Origin of the sequence: Nonomuraea gerenzanensis, assembly GCF_020215645.1 — a bacterium.
Lineage (GTDB): Bacteria > Actinomycetota > Actinomycetes > Streptosporangiales > Streptosporangiaceae > Nonomuraea > Nonomuraea gerenzanensis.
This window is the reverse complement of sequence record NZ_CP084058.1, coordinates 5,900,241-5,920,662: the sequence shown is the minus strand read 5'-3', so window position 1 is coordinate 5,920,662 and position 20,422 is coordinate 5,900,241. Positions and strand designations below refer to the sequence as shown.

At 72.1% G+C, this 20,422-nt stretch carries 19 protein-coding genes; 5 read left to right on the top strand and 14 right to left on the bottom strand.

The window, feature by feature from the left end; translation table 11 throughout:
- Window positions 1–560: 560 nt before the first annotated feature.
- Window positions 561–1,460 carry a helix-turn-helix transcriptional regulator gene (locus LCN96_RS27660; RefSeq protein ID WP_225275807.1) on the bottom strand — a complete coding sequence of 300 codons (900 nt, stop codon included), beginning with the start codon at window positions 1,458–1,460 and terminating at the stop codon, window positions 561–563.
- Window positions 1,461–1,934: 474 nt separating this feature from the next.
- On the opposite strand from LCN96_RS27660, the gene LCN96_RS27655 reads away from it, so the two are divergent.
- A complete protein-coding gene (locus LCN96_RS27655; protein ID WP_225275806.1) occupies window positions 1,935–2,429 on the top strand; it encodes an AAA family ATPase in 495 nt (164 codons plus the stop codon).
- 160 nt (window positions 2,430–2,589) lie between these two features.
- Here the strand turns inward: LCN96_RS27655 and LCN96_RS57130 are convergent, their stop codons facing one another.
- The 8 genes from LCN96_RS57130 to LCN96_RS27615 form a co-directional block, all read right to left on the bottom strand.
- Complete coding sequence (locus LCN96_RS57130) at window positions 2,590–3,552, bottom strand: golvesin C-terminal-like domain-containing protein (protein WP_311131928.1); 963 nt, start codon at window positions 3,550–3,552, stop codon at window positions 2,590–2,592.
- Between the two features lie 324 nt (window positions 3,553–3,876).
- Window positions 3,877–4,551 carry an alpha/beta fold hydrolase gene (locus LCN96_RS27645; protein ID WP_225275805.1) on the bottom strand — a complete coding sequence of 225 codons (675 nt, stop codon included), beginning with the start codon at window positions 4,549–4,551 and terminating at the stop codon, window positions 3,877–3,879.
- Between the two features lie 26 nt (window positions 4,552–4,577).
- Window positions 4,578–5,981 (bottom strand): YbfB/YjiJ family MFS transporter, encoded by a 1,404-nt coding sequence (locus LCN96_RS27640; RefSeq protein WP_225275804.1) that lies wholly within the window; start codon window positions 5,979–5,981, stop codon window positions 4,578–4,580.
- A 261-nt stretch (window positions 5,982–6,242) separates the two neighbouring features.
- On the bottom strand, window positions 6,243–7,325 hold the full coding sequence (locus LCN96_RS56695) for a tyrosine-type recombinase/integrase (protein ID WP_263657527.1): 1,083 nt from the start codon (window positions 7,323–7,325) through the stop codon (window positions 6,243–6,245).
- A gap of 72 nt (window positions 7,326–7,397) precedes the next feature.
- Complete coding sequence (locus LCN96_RS27630; RefSeq protein WP_225276071.1) at window positions 7,398–8,909, bottom strand: helix-turn-helix domain-containing protein; 1,512 nt, start codon at window positions 8,907–8,909, stop codon at window positions 7,398–7,400.
- 34 nt (window positions 8,910–8,943) lie between these two features.
- A complete protein-coding gene (locus LCN96_RS27625) occupies window positions 8,944–10,647 on the bottom strand; it encodes an enoyl-CoA hydratase-related protein (protein ID WP_225275803.1) in 1,704 nt (567 codons plus the stop codon).
- 1,027 nt (window positions 10,648–11,674) lie between these two features.
- A complete protein-coding gene (locus LCN96_RS56690; protein WP_263657526.1) occupies window positions 11,675–12,928 on the bottom strand; it encodes a cytochrome P450 in 1,254 nt (417 codons plus the stop codon).
- Between the two features lie 127 nt (window positions 12,929–13,055).
- On the bottom strand, window positions 13,056–13,301 hold the full coding sequence (locus tag LCN96_RS27615; RefSeq protein ID WP_225275801.1) for a hypothetical protein: 246 nt from the start codon (window positions 13,299–13,301) through the stop codon (window positions 13,056–13,058).
- Window positions 13,302–13,623: 322 nt separating this feature from the next.
- Here LCN96_RS27615 and LCN96_RS27610 point away from each other — a divergent pair, with 322 nt between their 5' ends.
- Window positions 13,624–13,959, top strand: coding sequence for a hypothetical protein (locus tag LCN96_RS27610; RefSeq protein ID WP_225275800.1), 336 nt, complete (start codon window positions 13,624–13,626; stop codon window positions 13,957–13,959).
- 24 nt (window positions 13,960–13,983) lie between these two features.
- Here the strand turns inward: LCN96_RS27610 and LCN96_RS27605 are convergent, their stop codons facing one another.
- From LCN96_RS27605 to LCN96_RS27590, 4 genes are read right to left on the bottom strand one after another with little or no spacing between them, the layout of a single operon-like run.
- Complete coding sequence (locus LCN96_RS27605) at window positions 13,984–14,358, bottom strand: nuclear transport factor 2 family protein (RefSeq protein ID WP_225275799.1); 375 nt, start codon at window positions 14,356–14,358, stop codon at window positions 13,984–13,986.
- Between the two features lie 34 nt (window positions 14,359–14,392).
- On the bottom strand, window positions 14,393–14,689 hold the full coding sequence (locus tag LCN96_RS27600; RefSeq protein WP_225275798.1) for a DUF952 domain-containing protein: 297 nt from the start codon (window positions 14,687–14,689) through the stop codon (window positions 14,393–14,395).
- Window positions 14,686–15,270 carry a TetR/AcrR family transcriptional regulator gene (locus LCN96_RS27595; RefSeq protein WP_225275797.1) on the bottom strand — a complete coding sequence of 195 codons (585 nt, stop codon included), beginning with the start codon at window positions 15,268–15,270 and terminating at the stop codon, window positions 14,686–14,688. The genes LCN96_RS27600 and LCN96_RS27595 overlap by 4 nt, the downstream gene beginning before the upstream one ends.
- Window positions 15,267–15,590: a DMT family transporter gene (locus tag LCN96_RS27590; protein WP_225275796.1), complete on the bottom strand. Its 324-nt coding sequence runs from the start codon at window positions 15,588–15,590 to the stop codon at window positions 15,267–15,269. The genes LCN96_RS27595 and LCN96_RS27590 overlap by 4 nt, the downstream gene beginning before the upstream one ends.
- 143 nt (window positions 15,591–15,733) lie before the next feature.
- Between LCN96_RS27590 and LCN96_RS27585 the strand changes: the two genes are divergently transcribed.
- The 3 genes from LCN96_RS27585 (at window position 15,734) to LCN96_RS27575 (ending at window position 19,820) form a co-directional block, all read left to right on the top strand.
- The gene (locus LCN96_RS27585; protein ID WP_225275795.1) at window positions 15,734–16,687 is read left to right on the top strand and encodes a radical SAM protein; all 954 of its coding nucleotides are present in this window, start codon (window positions 15,734–15,736) and stop codon (window positions 16,685–16,687) included.
- A 310-nt stretch (window positions 16,688–16,997) separates the two neighbouring features.
- Window positions 16,998–18,791 (top strand): hypothetical protein, encoded by a 1,794-nt coding sequence (locus LCN96_RS27580; RefSeq protein ID WP_225275794.1) that lies wholly within the window; start codon window positions 16,998–17,000, stop codon window positions 18,789–18,791.
- 201 nt (window positions 18,792–18,992) lie between these two features.
- On the top strand, window positions 18,993–19,820 hold the full coding sequence (locus LCN96_RS27575; protein WP_225275793.1) for an alpha/beta fold hydrolase: 828 nt from the start codon (window positions 18,993–18,995) through the stop codon (window positions 19,818–19,820).
- 311 nt (window positions 19,821–20,131) lie between these two features.
- Here the strand turns inward: LCN96_RS27575 and LCN96_RS27570 are convergent, their stop codons facing one another.
- Window positions 20,132–20,389 (bottom strand): helix-turn-helix domain-containing protein, encoded by a 258-nt coding sequence (locus tag LCN96_RS27570; protein ID WP_225275792.1) that lies wholly within the window; start codon window positions 20,387–20,389, stop codon window positions 20,132–20,134.
- Between the last annotated feature and the right edge of the window lie 33 nt (window positions 20,390–20,422).

The following is a 20,422-nucleotide window of genomic DNA, read 5'->3' as shown; positions in this document are numbered from 1 at the left end:
CCGTACCGGACAAAACCGGAACGAACGTAGCGGCAGTGATCACCAGCCTGCCACAGACGGTCAAACCCCTCCGCTGTCGCAGGTCAAGGGCTACTTCGTTGGAAATTTCTTCATTGCTACCGGGACCCCCTGAGACGGCCACCTGTCCCGCTGGTTCGGCTCGCCCGCCGTGATCCGCGCCTGAGCCGTGGCGATCCGCCCGTACACGGAGGAACCACCTCCGCTGAACGTGCGCCGCGCGGGACTGCGGACGGCCGGCGAGTGCCGGCCCCGGGCGGCCGCCGGGACTGCGCCGCCGCGCCACCCACGCCAGCCACCCACGCCAGCCACCCATGCCGCGCCACCCACGCCCCGCGTCATCCGCACCACTCGCGCCGGCGCCGCCGCGGCACCCGCCCGGGGCTTGCCCACCACCTGCCACCCCACCGCCTGCGGCACTTCTCGCAGCCTCACGGCGTAGACGGCCTCGCCCTGGCGCAACGGTGACGGCGGCGCCGAGCGTCACCGGCCGGGAAAGGCATGCGGGCCCGGCCGGGGAGTGGCGGGCTGGGCCGGGCGCGTCAGCGCGGCTGATCGGCGGGGTGCGCCGGCTGGGTGGCCGCCAGGCTGGCCAGCAGCTTGAGCCGCTCTTCGGAGGTGCTGCCCGGTTCGGCGGTGTAGACCGTCAGGCCGTACACCGTACGGGCGGAGAGGGGCAGATCCAGGGACTGGTAGGTCAGCTCCAGCTCCCCGACCTCGGGATGGCACAGCCGCTTGTCGCCGTCGTGGCGGATGCGCACGTCGTGGGAGGCCCACTGGGTGCGGAAGTCGGTGCTGAGCGTCGACAGCTCACCGATGAGGTCGCGCAGGGCCCGGTCATGGGGCTCGCGCCCGGCCTCGGCGCGCAGCAGCGCGGCGGTGACGGCGGTGGCCGCGTCCCAGTCGGTGAAGAACCGCTGCGAGCCCGGGTCGAGGAAGATGTAGCGGGCGAGGCTGGCGCGGCCGTGCGAGGTGGTGACGGGGCTGTCGAAGAGCGGCGCGAGCAGGGCCCGGGCCAGCGCGTTGCCGGCGACGACGTCCTGGCGGCCGTTGCGGACGAACGCCGCCGACATCGTCATGGAGTCCAGCAGCCACTGCACCCGCGGCGGAACCTGCACGTCCTTGCGCCGCGAGAGCGCACGGCGGGCGGGCCGGGCCGCGCGGGCCAGGTCGGACAGGTAGGTGCGTTCGTCCTGATCCAGGCGCAGGGCCTGGGCGACCGCGTCGAGCACCTCCTGGGAGACGCCGCTGATGTGGCCCTTCTCCAGCCGGGTGTACCACTCGGTGCTCACCCCGGCCAGCACCGCGACCTCCTCACGCCGCAGCCCGGGAACCCGCCGCCGGCCGCCGGCGGGCAGCCCGACCTGCCCCGGGGTGAGCTTGGCGCGCCGGGTGGCGAGGAAGTCCCGGATCTGGTCGCGGTGGTCGGGCCGGTGCTCCATGCCTTCCACGGTAGCCGCAGGGCCGGCGCAGGTCGCGGCGGTATGGGGGTTGAGCTTGTCCCCCCGATCGCGTGCCCTGCCTCCCGCCCCGGGGCAGGCGGGTTTCCCGCCCCGGGGGAGTGCGCGAGCGCGACGGCTTCGCCGCCGGACAGGATGGGCGGCCGCTCGCTCCCGGCAGCCACGTCCTGAGACATCCGGGATGTCCGCCGGCGCGGCACCGGCGGGATCGACGCCATCGCGCCGCCACGGGCGAGGCTGTCTGCCGACCGCCGGCCAGGACGACGGGCTCGGCGCGGACGACCGTCCCGACGTGAGGCACGTCTGCCCGAGCGGCGGCCAGGCGATCCGAGCGGCGGCCTCCCGGCTTCAAGACCCCGGCCCGGGAACCGGCCCCAGCGGAAACCATTTCCGTCGGCCGGGGCCGTTGCGCGAGCATGCCGGAATGACGTTGCTGCGGTGCTGTGGAGGCTCCTGTTGAGTACGAGCCCCGAGCCCAGGCTGATCTTGCTGTGCGGGCTGCCTGGCTCTGGGAAGACGACGCTGGCCAAGCGCCTGGCGCGAGAGATTCCAGCGGTGCGTCTGTGCCCGGACGAATGGCTGGCGGACCTGGGCATCGACCTGTTCGATGAACGAACGCGCGACCGGCTTGAGCGGCGGTTCTCGGAGCATGCCCAAGAGCTGTTGAGGCTCGGCCAGAGTGTGATCTTGGAGTTCGGCTTCTGGGCGCGGTCTGAGCGCGATGAGAAGCGTTCGAGTGCGCGCGCACTCGGCGTTCCCGTCGAACTGCACTACCTTGCTGCGCCGATCGATGAGCTGTGCCGCCGTCTGGAGGCCCGCGATGGGGAGGGGGAGCCGGGGACGGTCCCGGTCAGCCGCGAGTTGCTGGAGGAGTATGTGACGTTCTTCCAGGCCCCTGACGATGATGAGCTTGGTCTATTCGACGAACCGCCTGCGGGCCGACGTGGATGACTGGGCGGCGGCGCGGCGGGGCGTGGGAGTCGGTTCTCCCTTCCGAACGCCGCCCTGCCTGGCGCGCTCCGCGCAGGCCCGAACCGCTCGCCGCACCCCCAGCCCGCCGGATACGGCCCGGCGGACTCGGGGGCGGGCCTTCTCAGCCGGACGGGCCGGGTCAGCCGAGCGGGATGACCGGCTCCGCCGAACGGGTGGCGTAGGAGCAGCCCGTGGTGGGCAGGCTGCTGGCCGCCGGCGGCGTGGCGCCGTCGTAGATGGCCAGCAGGAAGTTCTGCGGGCAGCGGCGCGTGCTGCCGGTGCGGATGCCGAAGTGCAGGTGCGGGCCGGTCGAGTTACCGGTGTTGCCGGTCAGCCCGATCTGCTGCCCCGCGCCGACCGACGCGCCGTTGGAGACCGACCACGAGGAGAAGTGGCAGTAGGTGTAGACGGCCCCGTCGGTCCCGGTCAGGTTGATGCCGCGCCCGCACAGGCTGTCGTCGATGACCGCCACCGTGCCGGCCCGCACCGCGTACGCCGGGGTGCCGGTGCCGACCGGCAGGTCGATGGCGGGATAGTCGTGGTGCGGGTCGTCGTACTCGCTGCGCGGCAGCGCGGTGCGCGGCAGGGGCAGGGAGAACGCGGTCCCGCCGGTCGAGGAGGTGATCCGGACCGCGTCGGCGACGACGTAGCCCGGCTGGCTGGTCCAGCGGCTGACCCCGACCACGTTGTAGTCGCCGGCGGCCAGGGTGAACGTGCCGAGACTGACCCAGCGGCCACCGTTGGCGCGCTGGTCGACGACCACGCTGCGGGTGCCGTCGGAGGCGGCCACCACGAACGGGGTGGCGCTGTTGTAGCCGGCGTCCGCCGGGTACCAGACCTCGACCAGGTGAGGCCCGGCCGCGGCGACCTGTGCCTTGAACCAGGCGACGTCGCTGGCGACGGTGTTCGGGGTCGCGAACCGGTAGTCCGCGCCGTACCGCTGCGCCGACCACGCTGAGGTGCCCCATTCCGTGCCCGCGGTGAACCGCCCGGCGGTGGCGTTGTCGACGGTGGTGGTGGCGGCCGCCGCGGGGTGGACGGGGCCGAGCAGGGCCAGGCAGAGGGCCACGACGGCGGCTGATAAGCGGGTGATGGTTGTCACGAGCTGTTCCCTCCGGGGGATTGTGAGGGGAAGCGCAGGAGAAGGTATTCAACCAACTCACGACCGCCAATGAAAGATATCTACATTTGACGGTTTTTCGCCTATGCTCAAAGGCTTTGACTGCTCCCCGTCACGGGCGCGGAGCGTGGCCTGTCGTCGCTGCTGTGTGACCGGCCACGGCCGTCACCCTCATGGCCGCCCCATGGCCGCCCCATGGCCGCCCTGGACCTGCTGCTCGGCCGCCGCCTCCTGACCTCCGCCCCTCAACCGGCCCCTCAACCGGCCCCTCAACCCGCGCCGCAAGCCGCCCCCGCAGCGCCGCGGTCAACCGGCCTCACCGGTCTCGAGCAGGATCTTCAGCAGATCCTGCGGGGCGTCGCGCATGAGGTTGTGCCCGCTGTCGAGCGCGTACGTGATCCACGCAGGGTCCTGGCACAGCCGCTGGTAGGTGGCGGTGAACGGTGACGAGGCCGGCCATCCGGCCGCATACACGTACACGTCCCGGCGATTGTGAGCGGAGCCGCCGGTGACACGCAGCGGCTGCAGGAGGCAGGCGAGGGGATGGGGTGTGGCTCGCGGGTCGAAGAAGGGCAGCGGACGGACCGCGTCACCGGCCTCGGTGACCTGCAGGTACCACTGCCGTTCGGTGTCGGAGACCAGGTCCCACATGGACTGGCCGTCGGCCGGCACGACCGCGTCCAGATAGACCAGCGAACTGACCCGCCCGGGCATGCGGTCGGCGACACCGGTGATCACCATCCCGCCGTAGCTGTGGCCGACCAGGACCACGTCCTGGAGCCGCTCGGCCGCCAGCACGCCGGTCACGTCCCGGATGTGGGTGTCCAGGTTCACGCCGCCGTGCAGCAGATGGCTGCGCTCGGACAGCCCGGTCAAGGTCAGGGGATAGGCACGGTGCCCGTGGGAGCGCAACTGCTCGGTCAGCTCGTGGAAGCACCAGCCGCCGTGGCACATGCCGGGGATCAGCACGAAGGTGGTCACTGCCGTTCTCCTCAAGTGGTGGTCTCTCAGGTGCCGGTTCGGTGCGCCGCCGTGGCGGGCGGCTCAGCCGGACGACGGCGGCCCGCGGTGGCGGCGATCGCCGCGGCGGCGGCGCACAGGATCGCGGTCCAGGCCAGCGCGGCGTCGGTCGAGGTGTGATCGGCCAGCACACCGGCCACCCATGGACCGGCGCTCTGCCCCACCGCGAACACGGTGGTGAAGGCCGCCAGCGTGGCCGTCCAGCCCTCGGGCGGGGCTGCCGCCTTGACCAGCGCGGTCACGGCGGCCGGCACGCTCATGAACGTCGCGCCGTAGACGATCGCGGAGGCCAGCACGACGGGCGGCGCCGGGGACGTCAAGGCCAGCGCCGCCCCACCGGCGAGCAGGACCAGCAGCACGGCGAGCGCGCTGCCGCCGCGCCAGCGCGTGATGGGACGGCTCCACAGCACCGGCGCCACCACGACCGCCGACCCCAGCGCCGTCCAGATGAGCGTCACCTGCGCGAGCGGGGCGTGGCGCTCGGCGAGGTAGGCGGACAGGAACGTGATGTAGGTGATGTATCCGGTCGCGAACAGCAGGTAGGCCAGAAGCACCCGGCGCAGAGGACGCACTCGCGCCCGCCCGGCAGCGGCAGTGGGGGCGGCAGCGGCAGCGGTGGTGGTGGCGGCCTGCTCCTGCCCGGCGGCAGCGGCGGCAGGCGGCTTCTGCCCGGCGGCGGTCGCGGCCGGTCTCTGCCCCGCTCCCGGGTGTGCGGCGGGTTGCGGCGCGGCGGCGACTGAGGTGGCGGCCGGTTCCTCGCCGCCGGACCTCGCGGCCCTCCAGCTCACCAGAGCCGCCACGCCGGCGGCCAGCCCCATGCCGGCCCAGGCCAGGCGCCACTGGCTGCCCAGCGCCGGAACGGCCACGCCACTGAGGACGATGCCCAGCCCGGTACCGGCGAAGTACACGGCGATCGGCGCGCCGGAGGAGGCGCGAGCGGCGATCCGCGAGGCGATCACCCCACCGGTGACGAAGACCACCGCCCCCGTCACACCCGCCGCGCCCCTGACGGCCAGCAGCGCCGCATAGTGGCCACTGACCGCGGTCGCCACCAGCGCCACCGCGGTCAACACCATGCCCCAGCGGAAGGCGGCCACGCTGCCCACCCGCCGCACCAGGGCGGCGGCCACCACCGCGCCGAGCAGGTAACCGAGCCCGTTGGCGGCGCTCATCACCCCCGCCTCGGTCAAACTCCAGCCCAGATCATCGCGCATGGCCGGCAGGAGCAGGCCGTAGGCGAAGCGGGCCAGCCCCAGAGCCGAGGCGGTACCCGCGGACAGCCGCACCGCCTGCCACACCGCCGACCCCCTCGGCCGCTCCACCGGCCGCTCCACCGGCCGCTCCACCGGGCAGGCCGCCGGCCACGCATCCGGGCCCACCGGCGGCTTCACCTCCACCACCCCCGCACCGGCCCGGCCGCCAGGACACGGCGACCGGCGGCCCTCCGGAGAGCGGCCCCGCCACGGCGATCACGCCGACGAACAACGCCCATGCCTGACGTCACCCCACAACATCGAACCACTCGGTACGATCCGCGACCCTAGCAGGAGATCGAACCGAGCGGTACCATCTAAGGGCGGGGCTACGCCACGCAGAAGCCACCTGCACGGGCCCCGACCAGCGGAAACCCCCGCAGGCCAGGAACCGCGACGTCAGGGACGGCCGCGCAGCAGCGGATGCGACCGCATCGCCACCTCCAGCTCACCCGGCAGCTCATCCCGATACCGCCCCAGCGTCGACAGGTCACTGTGCCCCAGCACCCGCCGCACCGCATCCATGTCCACCGCATCGGCCAGCAGATGCGTCGCCGTCGTGTGCCGCAGCCCATGCGGCGTCACCGACCGCCGCTGATCCGGATCCACCCGCCGCTGCACCCGGTCGATCACCGCCTGCACATCACCCCGCGCCAGCCGCCGCCCCCGCCACGACAGCAGCAACGCCTTCTCACCCCCCGCGCCGGCCATCTCCGGCCGCCCCCGCTCCAGATACGCCTGCAGCACCCGCGCCACCCCATCGGGCAGCGGCACGTCACGCGTGCGCCCGCCCTTGCCGAAGATCCGCCAGTAGCGCACGCCGTCGTTGGTGAAGAAGTCCTCCACGTTCGCCCGCACCAGCTCCGACACCCGCGGCCCCACCGTCGCCAGCAGCAGCACGATCACCGCGTCACGCAGCTCCGTACGCTGGTCACGCCGCTTGCCCGCCTGCGCCGGCGCCTCCGGCAGCGCCTGCGCCGCGCCGATCAGCCCCTGGGCCTGCTCCCGCGTCAGCGCCCGCCGCTCGGCCCGCAGCCCGCCCCGCTCCCGCGCCGTCACCGTCGAGGTCGTCATCGGGTTGAGCTGCACCCACCCCGCCAGCGCCGCGTGCTTGAACAACGCCGAGATCGACCGCCGGAACCGCGCCTGCGACGACGGCGACTGCCCCGCCCACTCGCCGTCACGCCCAGCACCGTCCCGCCCGGCACCGCCCGGCCCGGCACCATCACGCCCGGAGCCGGGGGAGGAGCGGCCGTCCGGCTTACGGGCGAACGCCAGCAGGATCGCATCCACGTCCGCACCCGTCAGATCGTCGAGCACCACCCGCTCACCGGCCAGCTCCACCAGCGTCGCCACATCCCGCGCGTACACCTCCGCCGTCGCCGGCGACAACGCCCCCGTCAGCGTCTTGGCCCGCACCAGCTCCACATACCGGTCCGCCGCCTCCGCCACCGTCACCCGGTCGAGCTCCGCAGGCCGCACCCGCCGCCCCCTTCCCCTCGCCACCCGCACAAAGATCCAGGAACGACGGTAGCGGCCCCCACCGACAGAAACTCAGATGTCGCGGAAGGTCTCGATCCGCGCCCCCAGCGCGTTCAACCGCTCGGCCAGATCCTCATACCCGCGGTTGATCACGTAAACGTTGCGCAGCACCGACGTGCCCTCGGCCGCCATCATCGCCAGCAGCACCACCACCGCCGGACGCAACGCCGGCGGGCACATCATCTCCGCGCTGCGCCACCGCGTCGGCCCCTCCACCAGCACCCGATGCGGATCCAGCAGCTTCACCGACGCCCCCAGCCGCGTCAGCTCCGTCAGATAGATCGCCCGGTTGTCGTACACCCAGTCGTGGATGAGCGTCGAACCCTGCGCCGAAGCCGCGATCGCCGCGAAGAACGGCACATTGTCGATGTTCAGCCCCGGGAACGGCATCGGATGGATCTTGTCGATGGGGGAGACCAGCTTCGACGGCCGCACCGTCAGATCCACCAGCCGCGTACGCCCGTTCGCCGCCGGATACTCCCGCCCCCGGTCGTGATCCAGCCCCATCTCCTCCAGCACCGCCAGCTCGATCTCCAGGAACTCCACCGGAACCCTGCAGATCGTCAGCTCCGACGACGTCACCACCGCCGCCGCCAGCAGGCTCATCGCCTCCACCGGATCCTCAGAAGGGGAGTAGTCGACGTCCCGCTCGATCTCCGCCAGCCCGTGCACGGTCAGCGTCGTCGTCCCGATGCCCTCCACCCGCACCCCGAGCTGCTCCAGGAAGAAGCACAGGTCCTGCACCATGTAGTTCGACGAGGCGTTACGGATCACCGTCACCCCGTCGTGCCGCGCCGCCGCCAGCAACGCGTTCTCCGTGACCGTGTCACCCCGCTCCGTCAGCACGATCGGCCGCGACGGCGCCACCGCCCGGTCCACCCGCGCGTGATAGAACCCGCCCGTCGCCGTGATGTCCAGCCCGAAGTGCCGCAACGCCGACATGTGCGGCTGCACCGTACGGGTGCCCAGGTCGCAGCCGCCCGCGTACGGGATCTGGAACTGCTCCGTGCGGTGCATCAGCGGCCCCAGGAACATGATCACGCTCCTGGTACGGCGCGCCGCCTCGGTGTCCATCGCCTCCAGCTCCAGCCGGGACGGAGGCACGATCTCCAGATCACTGCCCTCGTTGATCCACCGCGCCCGCACCCCGATCGAGGCCAGCACCTCCAGGATCCGGTACACCTCCTCGATCCGCGCCACCTTCCGCAAGATGGTGCGCCCCGAGTTCAGCAGCGACGCGCACAGCAGCGCCACACACGCGTTCTTCGACGTCTTGACGTCGATACTGCCCGACAACCGGCGACCGCCCACCACCCGCAGATGCATCGGCCCGGCATAACCCAGCGACACGATCTCACTGTCGAGCGCCTCACCGATCCGGGCGATCATCTCAAGACTGATGTTCTGGTTGCCGCGCTCAATGCGGTTGACCGCGCTCTGACTCGTCGCCAGCGCATCGGCCAGCTGCAGCTGTGTCCATCCACGATGCTGACGCGCATCCCGGATCAGCCGCCCGATCCGCACAAGGTAATCATCTGCCACAACAGGCAACCATATCTCACATATGAGATGCCGCAGCGCCAGCAGCCGCCGACGCGCCGGACAACTCCCGATGCCGCGCCAGCCGCTCCGGCGTCGCCACAGCCGCCACCTTCCGCACGAACTCCCGCCGCGCCGCACGGAACCCGCTACGGTCGTCGAACATGTCCCGGCTCATCTCCGCAAGCTCCTCGGCCCGGTAAGCATCCAGCGGCTTACGCCGCTCATCCACCTCACGAACCTGCCGCCTGCCCGCCAGCAACCGATCGTAACCCGGATCCGCCGCCAGCCGCTCCGCGTACTCCAGCACCCGCCGCTCGAACTCCAGCCGCGGCCCCGGCAACGCCTTGTCCGCCAGCCCGCACTCCACCGCCTCCACAGCCCCCACCGGCAACGCCTCCTCCGTCAGCCTGCGGGCATGCTCCGCACCCACCCGCCGCGGCAGCACATACGTCCAGTACTCACTGCCGAACAACCCCATCGTCCGGTAATGCGGATTCAGCACCACCGACTCCCGCACGATCACCCGGTCCGCACCCAGCCCCATCATCACCCCGCCCGCACCCGCGTTCCCCCCGATCGACGTCACCACCAGCTGACTCGTGCAATCCACGATCTCCCGGCACACCGCGTTGATCGCGTTGATGTTCATCCACGCCTCCAGCTCCGGATGCCGCGCCGCCTCGATCACATTCAGATGAACACCGTTGGAGAACACCTCACCACCCCGCACCACCAGCACCCGCGTGTCCTGCGCCGCCGCATACCGCAACGCCGACGCCAGCCGCCGGCACTGCTCGGTCGACATCGCCCCGTTGTAGAAGTCGAAACTCACCACCCCCACCCCCGCACTGCGGTCATAGGTGATCTCGCTGTACCCCGCCCGCTGCGGCGCCCCCGCCACCAGCTCACCCAGCACCATCGCCGCCGGCAGCTTGATCGCCCCCTCCTGCTCCAGCCGCAGATGACCCACCCACACCGTCCCGTCCCCGGTGTGCACCAGCACCGCACCCTCACGCCGCGCCGCCACCTCACCCGCCGGACCCGCCAGCTCCGGACCCCGATACACGTCGAACACCCGCACCGGCAGATCACACAACCGCGCCCGCCCGCCCGGCGCCCCGTCCGCCGCCCGCACCCGCCGCAGAATGTCCTCCGTCGGCTCCGCCCACGAGAACTCCCGGTCCGCGTGCCGCATCGCCCGCCGCAACCGCCCCCGCACCTCGGGGGAGCGGTAATCCAGCGGCACCGGCGCGAACGACGCGTCACCCGCCTTCGCCGCCACCTCCACCACCAGCTCCGCCGCCGCCTCGGCCACCGGCCCGTTGTACAGCGCCGACTTACGCGGCGCCTCCGCCGGCATCGCGAACGTCCGGAACCCCCAGATCGGCCCCGCGTCCATCTCCTCGACCGCCTGCAGCGCCGTCACACCCCACTCCGGCTCACCCTCGACGATCGCCCAGTCCAGCGACGACGGCCCCCGGTCCCCAGGCGGACCCGGATGAATGATCACCGTCCGGTACGCCCGCCACAACGCCACCGGCACCCGCTCCTTCAGGAACGGGCAGATGATCAGATCCGGCTTGGCCAGCTCGGCCGCCTCCACCATGACCTCCGGCGACAGCGCCAGCTCGACCGAAACCTCATGACCGGCCCGGCGCAACTCCAGCCACGCACGCTGGGACAGACCGTTGAAGGAGGAGCAAAGCAGCAGGATACGCAACGCGGTACTTCTTTCCGAGCAGGGGAGAGGACGGCACCAGGGCGGGAACTACCGGCCGGGCAACGGGCAGACACACGCGCCACGACCATTTACGGCAGTCCCATAAGACCCATACATCACACGATGCTGACATGAAACATCCACTGCTCGTGACCAATCACCGCAAAAAGTCACCCTGACCAGCCCCAATTGACCCAATTTGCCCGGAAAGTCCCCGCATGGCGAACCCCCAGCCGCCACCCCGCCCACACCCCACCGGCGTCCGAAACCCGGCACCCCGACCCGGCGGCGGGGGAGAGGGGCCCGGGCGAGGGAGGCAACCCGGACCCCCGAGCGATGACACGGCCCCCACCTTCGAGACCACGCCACCACGCACCACCACCGCCGACACCCCCAGCATCACCCCGCAGCACCTCCACCCAGGTCACGCCCAGGACAGGACTCCGCGACGGCCCTTTTGAACAACCCGCCACAACGGCGATCCAAACCCGCCGGCCCACCCCGGCCACCCCCGCCGCCCTGATCATCACCGGCGATCGGGGCCCATCCGCGCGCCACCAATCAGGCCACGCCTCACGCCGGGGGAGCCAGGCCGCAGCACGCAACACACGCAGACCCACCCATCGCCCCCCAAAGCCCCCGGCGCCGCACCACGGCGCCATCCACTACGCCTCCGCCGTCGCCCGCCGGTCACGTCCCCTGCCTGCCCCCATCCGGCCGCGTCACGCAGCGGAATGCCACGCGGGCGGACGGGCGGCGCGTCGCGGCGGGCGGCCAGGCTCCGCGCGACGCGGCACGCGGGGAAGTGGCGCGCTGCGGCACCGCCGGCCGCGCCGCATCCGCACTTCGCCGTGTCCGGCCACCCACCACGCCACCTGCGGCGTCACACCTGGCGGGCCGCCATCGACACCGTACGGACACCGCACAACCCCGCAAACCGGACCCCAGAAGGTAAAGCGACAACCTCAACCAAACCAGACAGAATCCACCTTCTGTCTGGTTACGCATACTTTCACCCAAGAACCGGTCACACGAGGGAGTAGCGAATCGGCAACCGCTTCAACCCGCCCACGAACGTCGTGGCCCTCCACGCCGGCTCACCATCCAGCTCCACACCCGAAAGCCGGGGCAGCAGCTCCGCGAACAACGCCTGAACCTCCATCCGCGCCAGCGCCGCACCCAGGCAGAAATGCACCCCGAACCCGAACGCCAGATGCCGGTTCGGCTCCCGCCCGACGTCGAAGCGGAACGGCTCGTCGAAGACGTCCTCGTCGCGGTTGGCCGACGGGTAGGACAGCAGCACCGACTCGCCCTTGCCGATCTCGATGCCCCCGAGGCGGGTGTCGGCGGCGGCGGTGCGCATGAACGCCTTGACGGGGCTGACCCAGCGGATCATCTCCTCGACGGCGGACGGCAGCAGCGCGGGGTTCTCGCGCAGGCGGCGCAGCTGGCCGGGGTGGCGGATGAGGGCTTCGAGGCCGCCGGCGATGGTGGAGCTGGTGGTGTCGTGGCCGGCGGTGGCGATGAGGATGTAGTAGGAGGCGGCGGTGGCGTCGTCGAGGAGGTGGCCGTCGATGCGGGCGTTGGCGATGCGGGAGGCGAGGTCGCCGGTGGGGTGGGCGCGGCGGGCGGCGGTGAGGTGGCGGAAGTAGGCGAAGAGGTCTTCCAGGACGCCGGTGTGGTCGCGGGGGGTGCCGGTGCCGCGTCCGGTGTCTTCGTCGTTGTGGCCGAAGAGCTGCTGGGTGAGCTGGAGCATGCGGGGGAAGTCGGTTTCGGGCAGGCCGAGGAGGTGGAGGATGACGTGGAGGGGGTAGTGGGCGGCGGTGTGGCGGGCGAAGTCGGTGGTGGGGCCGGTTTGTGCCAGGTGGTCGATGTGGCGGCGGGCGAGGTGGCGGATGCGGGTGTGCAGGGTGCGCAGGGCGGCGGGGCGGAACCAGTCGGCGGCGACGGCGCGCAGGGGGCGGTGGTGGGGTTCGTCGAGGTGGGCGATGGTGGTGAAGGCTTTGCCTTGGCTGCGGCGGGTGTGCAGGGCGTGGTCGAGTGCGGTGGTGCGCAGGACGGGGCGGGGGGCGTTGAGCCAGAGGGTGTGGTCGCGTTCGACGGTGAGGATGTCGGTGTGGCGGGTCAGGGCCCAGAAGGGGGTGTAGCCGGGGGCGTCGACGTGGTGGACGGGGGCGTGGTGGCGCAGGAGGGTGAGGGCGGTGTGGAGGTGGTGTTCGTCGGTGTAGGTGGCGGGGTCGGCGAGGGCGTGTGCGGCTTGGGCGGGTGTGAGGGCGGGCATGGTGGGTGTTCTCCCTGGGCCGTGGGTGTGGCGGGCGGCCGGGGGTGGGTGTGGCGGCCAGGGGTGGCATTCCCGTGGTGGGCGGGGTCCAAGCGTGCGGGGGTGGTGGCGGGGTGGTGGCGCTGTGTCACAGGCGGTTGACGAAGCGTGCGGCGGCGCGCTGGCTCATGCCGGTTTCGCCGCGGACGAGGAAGACGGCTTCCTGTATCTGGCCGAGTGCTTTGAGCTCGCGGGCCTGGTCGACGAGGTCGACGCTGATGCCGGGGCGGTTGCGCGGGTTTCTGGTGAGTCTGGCGGCGAGGATGATCAGCCAGATGGCGGCCGCGGTGATGACGGCGGTGAGGGCGATGACGCTGGGTGTGGCGATCTCCATCGGGGGCATGGTGGGGCGTCTTCCCGGGTGCGGGTGGTTTATGCGGCCGCTCTCGTGGTTGCTCGATAATGAACATTATGTCAAGTGGAGGTGATCGGGAGGGGGTGGGCGCTCCCCTGTGCGGGTGTGGCGGCCGGGGTTGGTGGGAAGATTTTTTAGCTGTCGTGAGTCCGTGTCTGCGGGGGTGTGCGAGGGGGGCTGGAAGGCGGCTGAGCGGGGGTTACGCGGTGTGATCTGCTCTGGTGGCGCCCCCTGCGCGGGCGTTGACGGCCGGTTTGACTTTGGTTGATTCGCTGTTCTTGGCGGTGTGTGTGGTTTTAGGGTGGAGCTCCTGCTATTCGCGCCGCGAGAGGAGCAGCACGTGGGGAACGAGTCGGTGTTATGTCCGGTGTGTCAGGGGGTTCTGCCCGCTTCCGGTAAGGAGTCGTACACGGCGTTGCGGGGGCGGCTGATCGTGACGAACGGGTACTGCGCGGGCGGCTGCGCCGAGCGGCACGCCGAAATGGCGCAGCAGGCTCAGCAGCAAGCGCTGCAGCAGACGCAGCAGATGACGCGCCCGCAGGCGCTCCCCTCCCCCGCTCCGATGCCGAACCAGGGTCCGAACCCGGTGCAGGGGCCGGTGGGCTCGGGGCGTGCGCCGCTGCGGGTGGTCCGCTAGAACACCCGTGCCGCCGCCGCTTGTTCAGTGGTGGCCGTCGGTGGTGTGCCAGTAGTCGCGGGTCCGTACGGCGAGCCCGTCGGGGTCGAACTGGGCGAAGACGCAGCCCGCGAGGGTGACGGGGCGGCCGTGGTCGTAGGCGCGGACGCGGAACTCGATGGCGGCCTGGTCGCCGTCGACGAGGGGTGCGGAGAAGGTCACCTCGGGGTCGCTCTCGCCGGCGAAGGACCAGGCGATGTAGTCGGCGATGGCCGCTGCGCCGTGGTGCGGGGGGCGGAAGGGCATGCTGGTGTGGACGGCGTCGTCGCGGTAGAGGGCGGTGATGGCGGCGGCGTCGTGGTGCCGCCAGCCGTGCTGCCAGGTGTCGGCGAAGCGCTGGGCGGCCGCTCGGGTGTCCATGCGCTCCATTGTGGTGCCCGGCCCGGTGCGGTGTTCAGGGGGTGTAGGGGCGGGTGGCGGTGACCGCGGTGACAGGCAGCGGGCCGTACAGGTGGGGGAAGCCGTTCTCGAGGCGGACGTCGAGGCCGGCGGGGTCGATGTCGAGGACGAGCAGTGGCTCGGCGAGGTGGCCGTAGAAGGCGGTGTGGACGCCGCGCAGCTGGGTCAGGTCGCGGCTGCAGTGGATGAAGCCTTCCTCCTCCAGGGTGCGGCCGAGGGTGGAGATGCGGTACTCCCCCGCTTTCTGCGCCTGCTCCCAGTCGGTGCGCAGGGCCAGGTGGTGGATGGTCATGGGGTTCCTTCCGTGGCGTGGGCCAGGGCGCGGGTGAGCAGGGCGCGGGCCTGGTCGAGGGGGCGTTGCTCGACGACGTGCTCGAGCCAGAGGGTGCAGACGGTGGTGTAGAGGAGCCGGACGCGGGGGTCGGTCTCGGGCAGGGCGAGGGTTTCGGCGACGAGGCGTACGCAGCCGTCGGTCCAGCGGCGGGCGATGTGCTGGAGCACGGGGTCGCGGCCGGCGTGGACGTACAGCTCCCACAGGCCGAGCTGGCGGGTGCGGTCGGCGGTGGCGACCTGGTCGGTGAGGGCGGTCAGGCCGTGCTGGGTGATCCAGTCGCGGGTGGTGGCCAGCTCGGTCTCGACGAGCTGGGCGAACGCTTCGGCCAGGAGCTGGTCGCGGGAGGCGAAGTAGTAGGTGGTGGCGGCCAGGGGCAGGTGGGCGCGCTGGGCGACGGCGCGGTGGGTGACGGCGTTGAAGCCGCCTTCGGTGAGCAGGGTGACGGCGGCCCCCAGGAGGGTGGCGCGCCTGCGGCGGCTGCGTTCCTGGCTGGGGGTGGTGGGATGGGGGTTCAGGTGTGGGTTCAGGTGTGGGTTCAATGGCCACCTGCGAGGTTGAGGAGGACGACGCCGCCGATGATGAGCAGGATACCGCCGATCTTGAGGGCGGTGAGGGTCTCGCCCATGAAGGCGGCGCCGATGAGGGCGATGGCGGCGGTGCCGGCGCCGGACCAGACGGCGTAGGCGGTGCCCATGTCGAGCTGGAGTTTCAGGACGCGGGCGAGCAGGGCGAAGGAGGTGATGTAGCCGGCGGCGACGACGATGCTCCAGCCGAGGTGGGTGAAGCCGTCGCTGAGTTTGAGCGCGGTGGTGGCGAGGACTTCGCTGGTGATGGCGAGGGCGAGCAGGAGCCAGGCCATGGGTGGTTCTCTCCCGGGGGTGCGAGAAAGTGGTACGGGTGTCTCGATTTTATGGTGCCACTCCCCTCTTCCGGGCGGCCCGGTCCGGCGGGTTGCGGCGAACCGCTTGAAAACGCAGTCGAATACGTGTTCCACTGGAGGGTGTGGCTTGGGACGCGCTTTCGCTGGTCGACGCCGCCGACGATCGCCCGCTGATCGAGCGGCGGGCGGTGCTGCGCGACGGCTTCTACGAGCTGCAGGCCCGCACGGTGATCGAGCGGGTGCCGCAGACCGCGGGCATCGCCCAGCAGTGGGCCGTCTCCCCCTACCGTGGCTGCGCCCATGCCTGCCGCGGCTGCGGCGCCCGTGCCGCGCACCGGCGGCTGGGCCTGGACCTGGGCCGTGACTTCGACACGCGGATCGTGGTGCGGCCGAACACGGCCGAGCGGCTGCGCGCCGAGCTTGCCCGCTTCGACGGCGGGGAGCTGGCGGTGGGGCTGGCCGGCGACTGCTACCAGGCGGCCGAGGAGACCTACCGGCTGATGCCGCACGTGATCGCCGCGCTGGCGGCCGCGGGCGCGCCGTTCACCGTCTACACCAAGGGGCCGCTGGTGCTGCGTGACGCGCCGCTGCTGGCGCGGGCGGGCGCGCGGGTGGCGGTCTCCATCGCGTTCGTGGACGAGCGGATCCGCCGCGCGGTGGAGCCGGGGGCGCCCTCGGCGCAGGCCCGGCTGGAGCTGGTCTCGGCGCTGGTGGAGGCGGGCGTCGACTGCCGGGTGCTGATGGCGCCGGTGCTGCCGCTGCTCAGCGACGCGGCCGACCAGCTCGGCGCGACCGTGCGGCGGATCGCGGCGGCGGGCGTGCGGCGGGTGGAGCCGGTGGTGCTGCGGCTGCCGCCGGGCACGCGCGAGTGGTATGTGGAGTGGCTGGGGCAGGCGCATCCGCAGCTGGTGGAGCGGTATGAGGAGCTGTACGACCGGGCGGGGCTGCCGTCGCAGGCGTACGAGGGGCGCATCACGGGGCAGATCGCGCAGTTGTGCCGGGTGTACGGGATGGAGTGCGGGGCGCCGGAGGCGGCGCGGGGCGAGCCCCGGGCGGCGCAGCTGGCGCTGGTGTGACGCGCGAGTGGCCCTGATCGTGGCGCCGGTCGTGGCGCGCGTGGCGCGCGTGGTGCGGGCGCCGGGCGCCGGGCGGCGATCAGGGCGATGACCGGCGCGTGCGACCTTCCAGGAGTGCCCTGTGATCATCGAGGATCTGTCCGAGCCGGAACTCGCCCTCTGGGAGGCGTTTCCCGCAGCGCGCCCTGTGGATCTTCCTGGCGCCCCCGTCCGGGCCGCGGTCATCGCGTGGATGTTGCTCGGCGGCCGGGAACGCCTCGACGGGCAGACGCCCGGGGTGCACCTGTCCGGCGCCCGGATCGCGGGCCGCTTGGACCTGTCGTACGCCGAGATACAGCACCCTGTGATCCTGACCAGGTGCGAGTTCGAGCAAGCGCCGCTCTTCACCGGGGCCCGCACCGGCCTGGTGGACCTCGCGGCCTCCCGGGCGCCCGGGCTGCAGGCTGTGGACGCCGTGTTCGGCGGGGCACTGCGCCTGGAAGGCTGCGAGATGACCGGCCCGGTCCAGCTTGCCGGGGCCCACGTGTCCGGGACCCTGGATCTCAGCGGTGCGGCGATCCACGCACGTCAGGCCGTCCAGGCCGACGGCCTGCATGTCGATCGTGACCTGCTGTGCGCGGACGCCGTCATCGACGGTGAGTTCCGCGTTGCCGGCGCCAGGATAGGCGGGGCGATGACTCTCGACGGCGCACGGGCCGGGCGGTCAGGCGGGCTCAGCCTCACCGCCGAGGGGGCCGTCATCGACGGCGGGTTGTCGTGCGCCCGCGGTTTCCGCTCCTGGGGGGAGCTGAGCGTGCAGGACGCCCGGATAGGGCGCCGGTGCGTCTTCAGCGGAGCCCGGCTGTCCAACCCGGGCGGCGTCGCCCTGAACGCGGAGAGACTCGGTGTCGAGGGCGGGCTGCGCATCGATGACGGCTTCTCCGCCGAAGGCGAAGTCCTTCTGCGCGGAGCCCGGGTGACCGGTTCGCTGCGTTGCGCGCAGGCGCGCCTCGCCGATCCGAAGGGACGCGCGCTGAACGCGCCGCTGATGGAGATCGGCAGCGGGCTGCGGTTCACACCCGCTTTCGTGGCGGAGGGAGAGGTCTTCCTGGACTCCACCCAGGTCCGCGGATCGGTGAACTTCGACGGCGCGAGGTTGTCCAACCCGGGCGCGACGGCGCTGTCCCTGCGCCGGCTGGGGGTCACGGGCAGGCTCAGCTGCAGCGAAGGGTTCCGCGCCGACGGGGAGATCGTGCTCGTCACCGCCCGGATCGAGGGCAGCCTGGAGTTTCACGGTGCCGCCCTCAGCAATCCCGGCGGGCGCGTGCTGTCCCTGTGGGAGGTGAACGCGGGCGGGGGCATCGACTGCTGCGAAGGCTTCACGGCCACGGGAGACGTCTCGATCAGGAACTCCCGGATCGCTGCCACCCTGTGCCTGGCGGAGACCACCATCGACGGCGAGCTTCACCTTCGTGGTGTGGATGCGGCTTCGCTGAGGATCGGGCCGCGGACGCATCTGCTGCGGTCCGTCGACCTTCGCCACAGCCGGGTCGGCGTGCTCGACGATGTCCCCGCCCGGTGGCCTGCCCGCGTCCTGATGAACGGCTTCACCTACGACAGCCTGGAGGCTCCCCTGCCTGTCCGGGAGCGGCTCGGCTGGCTGGCCGGGCAGGCCTACCAGCCTCAGCCTTATGAGCAGCTGGCCGCCGTCTACCGCCGGCAGGGTCACGATGAGGCTGCTCGCGACGTGCTGCTGGCCAAACAGCGCCGCCGCCGCTCGGGGCAGCGGCTCGGGGCGCGGCTGTGGGGACATGCGCAGGACTGGACCGTCGGGTACGGCTACCGCCCCTTCCGCGCCGCGCTCTGGCTCGCGGCCCTTCTCCTTGCCGGCACGGTCGTCTTCACCGCCCACCAGCCGCCGGCCTTCAAGCCGGGCGAGGCTCCCCCCTTCAACGCCTTCCTCTACACCCTGGACCTGCTCCTGCCGATCATCAGCTTCGGGCAGGAGGGCTCCTTCGGCCCGCGCGGCGCGCAGCAGTGGCTGGCCGCGGCGATGATCGCCGCAGGGTGGATCCTCGCGACGACCATCCTGGCGGGGCTCACCCGCGCGCTCTCGCGCCAATGACGCGACCGGAGGGGGGCCGCGTCGGGGGTGCGGCGGGTGGCTGGTGCCGGGCTGGCCGTCCCGGCGCGGGCGGCGGCGAGGTGCGGGCGGCGGCGACCGCGGCGCGGCCGGGCGAGCCGTCATGGCGACGGCCGCCGGTCTTCACCTGCGCGGGAACATTTGTCCAAGACTGACGCTCGGCCGCCCGTCCATAGTCTCCGCATGAGTGAATACGACATTGAGCACCCGCATGGGGTGCACGTGGTCCATGACGGCCCGCGGCAGGCGCCGCCGTTGCTGCTCATCCACGGGTCGGGCGCCTCGGGCGGTTTCTGGGGCCCGGTGGTGCCGGCGCTGGCCGGCCACCATCACGTCATCCGCGTCGACCTGCCGGGTTGCGGTCAGTCTCCGCCCGCGCCGTCGTATGACGTGCCCGCGCAGGCGGGCCAGGTGGCGGCGCTGCTGGACGACCTCGGCCTTCGTCACGTCGCCGTGGCCGGGCACTCCAGCGGCGGCTACGTCGCCACCGCGCTCGCCGAGCAACGTCCCGACCTCGTCGGTTCGCTCGCGTTGATCAGCAGCGGCCCGAGTCCGGACGCGCTCCTGCGGCAGCCGTTCATCCTCCGGGTGCTTCTGGCCCCGCCGTTGGGCCCGCTCATCTGGCCGAGGCGTTCGGATGCGATGATCCGCAAGGGGATCGGCGCGACGGCCGTTCGCCCGGTGGACCTGCCGGACGACGTGGTCGCCGACGTACGGAGCATCACCTACGGCGTGATGCGGACGGTGCTGCGCCGCAACACCGCCTACATCGCCGAGCGAAGCATGCCCGAGCGCCTGGCCGCCCTCGATGTCCCCGTTCAGGTGATCTTCGGCGCTGCCGACCCCCGCTGGGAGCCGTCCTCGGCGCACCGGTACGGCGCGGTGCCGGACGCCCGGGTCGAGCTGCTGCCCGGCGTCGGGCACCTGCCCATGCTGGAAGCGCCCGAGACGGTCGGCGAACTGCTGCTGAGCTTCACGGCAACCGGGCCGTCGACCACCCGTGACCCCTGATGCCCGGACTGGCCATGGTCGCCGACGGGGACGCCACCTGACCGGGCATGGGCGGACGTCACAGCCGCCCGCCCGTCGGCTCGGCTGCCGGGGTCAGCAGGGCCGGGTTCCGCCCTTACGAAACCCGTGGCCGGCACGAGCGCGGCACTGTCGCCGTCGCGCTCCTCCCCTGCGATCTCCGCGGCTGCCGGGGAGCCGGCCGGTGCCTCCGGATCCGGCTGGAGCCGGTCGCGGCGGCTGCGCTGTTCGGCGCATCGACGGCGCTCGTCTCCCCCGCCGCGACGCCGAACCGGGAACCGTACGGTCAGCCCTCACCCGGGGGCGGGAGCGGGTGTGGAGCGGACGGCGAGGCGGTCGAGGGAGATGCCGAGCACGTCGGCCAGCGCGGCGATGGTGAAGAACGCCGGCGTGGCGATCCGCCCCGTCTCGATCTTGCGGAGGGTTTCGGCGGACATGCCGGCCGCGGCGGCGACCTCGACGATGCTGCGCTCGCCGCGTGCCTGGCGCAGCACGTGGCCGAGCTGCTCGCCGCGGAGCCGTTCCTCGGGGGTCAGCGGTGGTCGCACCATGCCCCCACTTTATACCGGGCCGATCGGCAGCCG

Excerpts from the sequence above, each read along its gene's own strand:
- LCN96_RS27615 (WP_225275801.1), bottom strand. The coding sequence starts at position 13,301 with ATGGAGATCGCCACACCCAGCGTCATCGCCCTCACCGCCGTCATCACC.
- LCN96_RS27600 (WP_225275798.1), bottom strand. The coding sequence starts at position 14,689 with ATGACCATCCACCACCTGGCCCTGCGCACCGACTGGGAGCAGGCGCAG.
- LCN96_RS27575 (WP_225275793.1), top strand. The coding sequence starts at position 18,993 with ATGAGTGAATACGACATTGAGCACCCGCATGGGGTGCACGTGGTCCAT.
- LCN96_RS27660 (WP_225275807.1), bottom strand. The coding sequence starts at position 1,460 with ATGGAGCACCGGCCCGACCACCGCGACCAGATCCGGGACTTCCTCGCC.
- LCN96_RS27570 (WP_225275792.1), bottom strand. The coding sequence starts at position 20,389 with ATGGTGCGACCACCGCTGACCCCCGAGGAACGGCTCCGCGGCGAGCAG.
- LCN96_RS27590 (WP_225275796.1), bottom strand. The coding sequence starts at position 15,590 with ATGGCCTGGCTCCTGCTCGCCCTCGCCATCACCAGCGAAGTCCTCGCC.
- LCN96_RS56690 (WP_263657526.1), bottom strand. The coding sequence starts at position 12,928 with ATGCCCGCCCTCACACCCGCCCAAGCCGCACACGCCCTCGCCGACCCC.
- LCN96_RS27605 (WP_225275799.1), bottom strand. The coding sequence starts at position 14,358 with ATGGACACCCGAGCGGCCGCCCAGCGCTTCGCCGACACCTGGCAGCAC.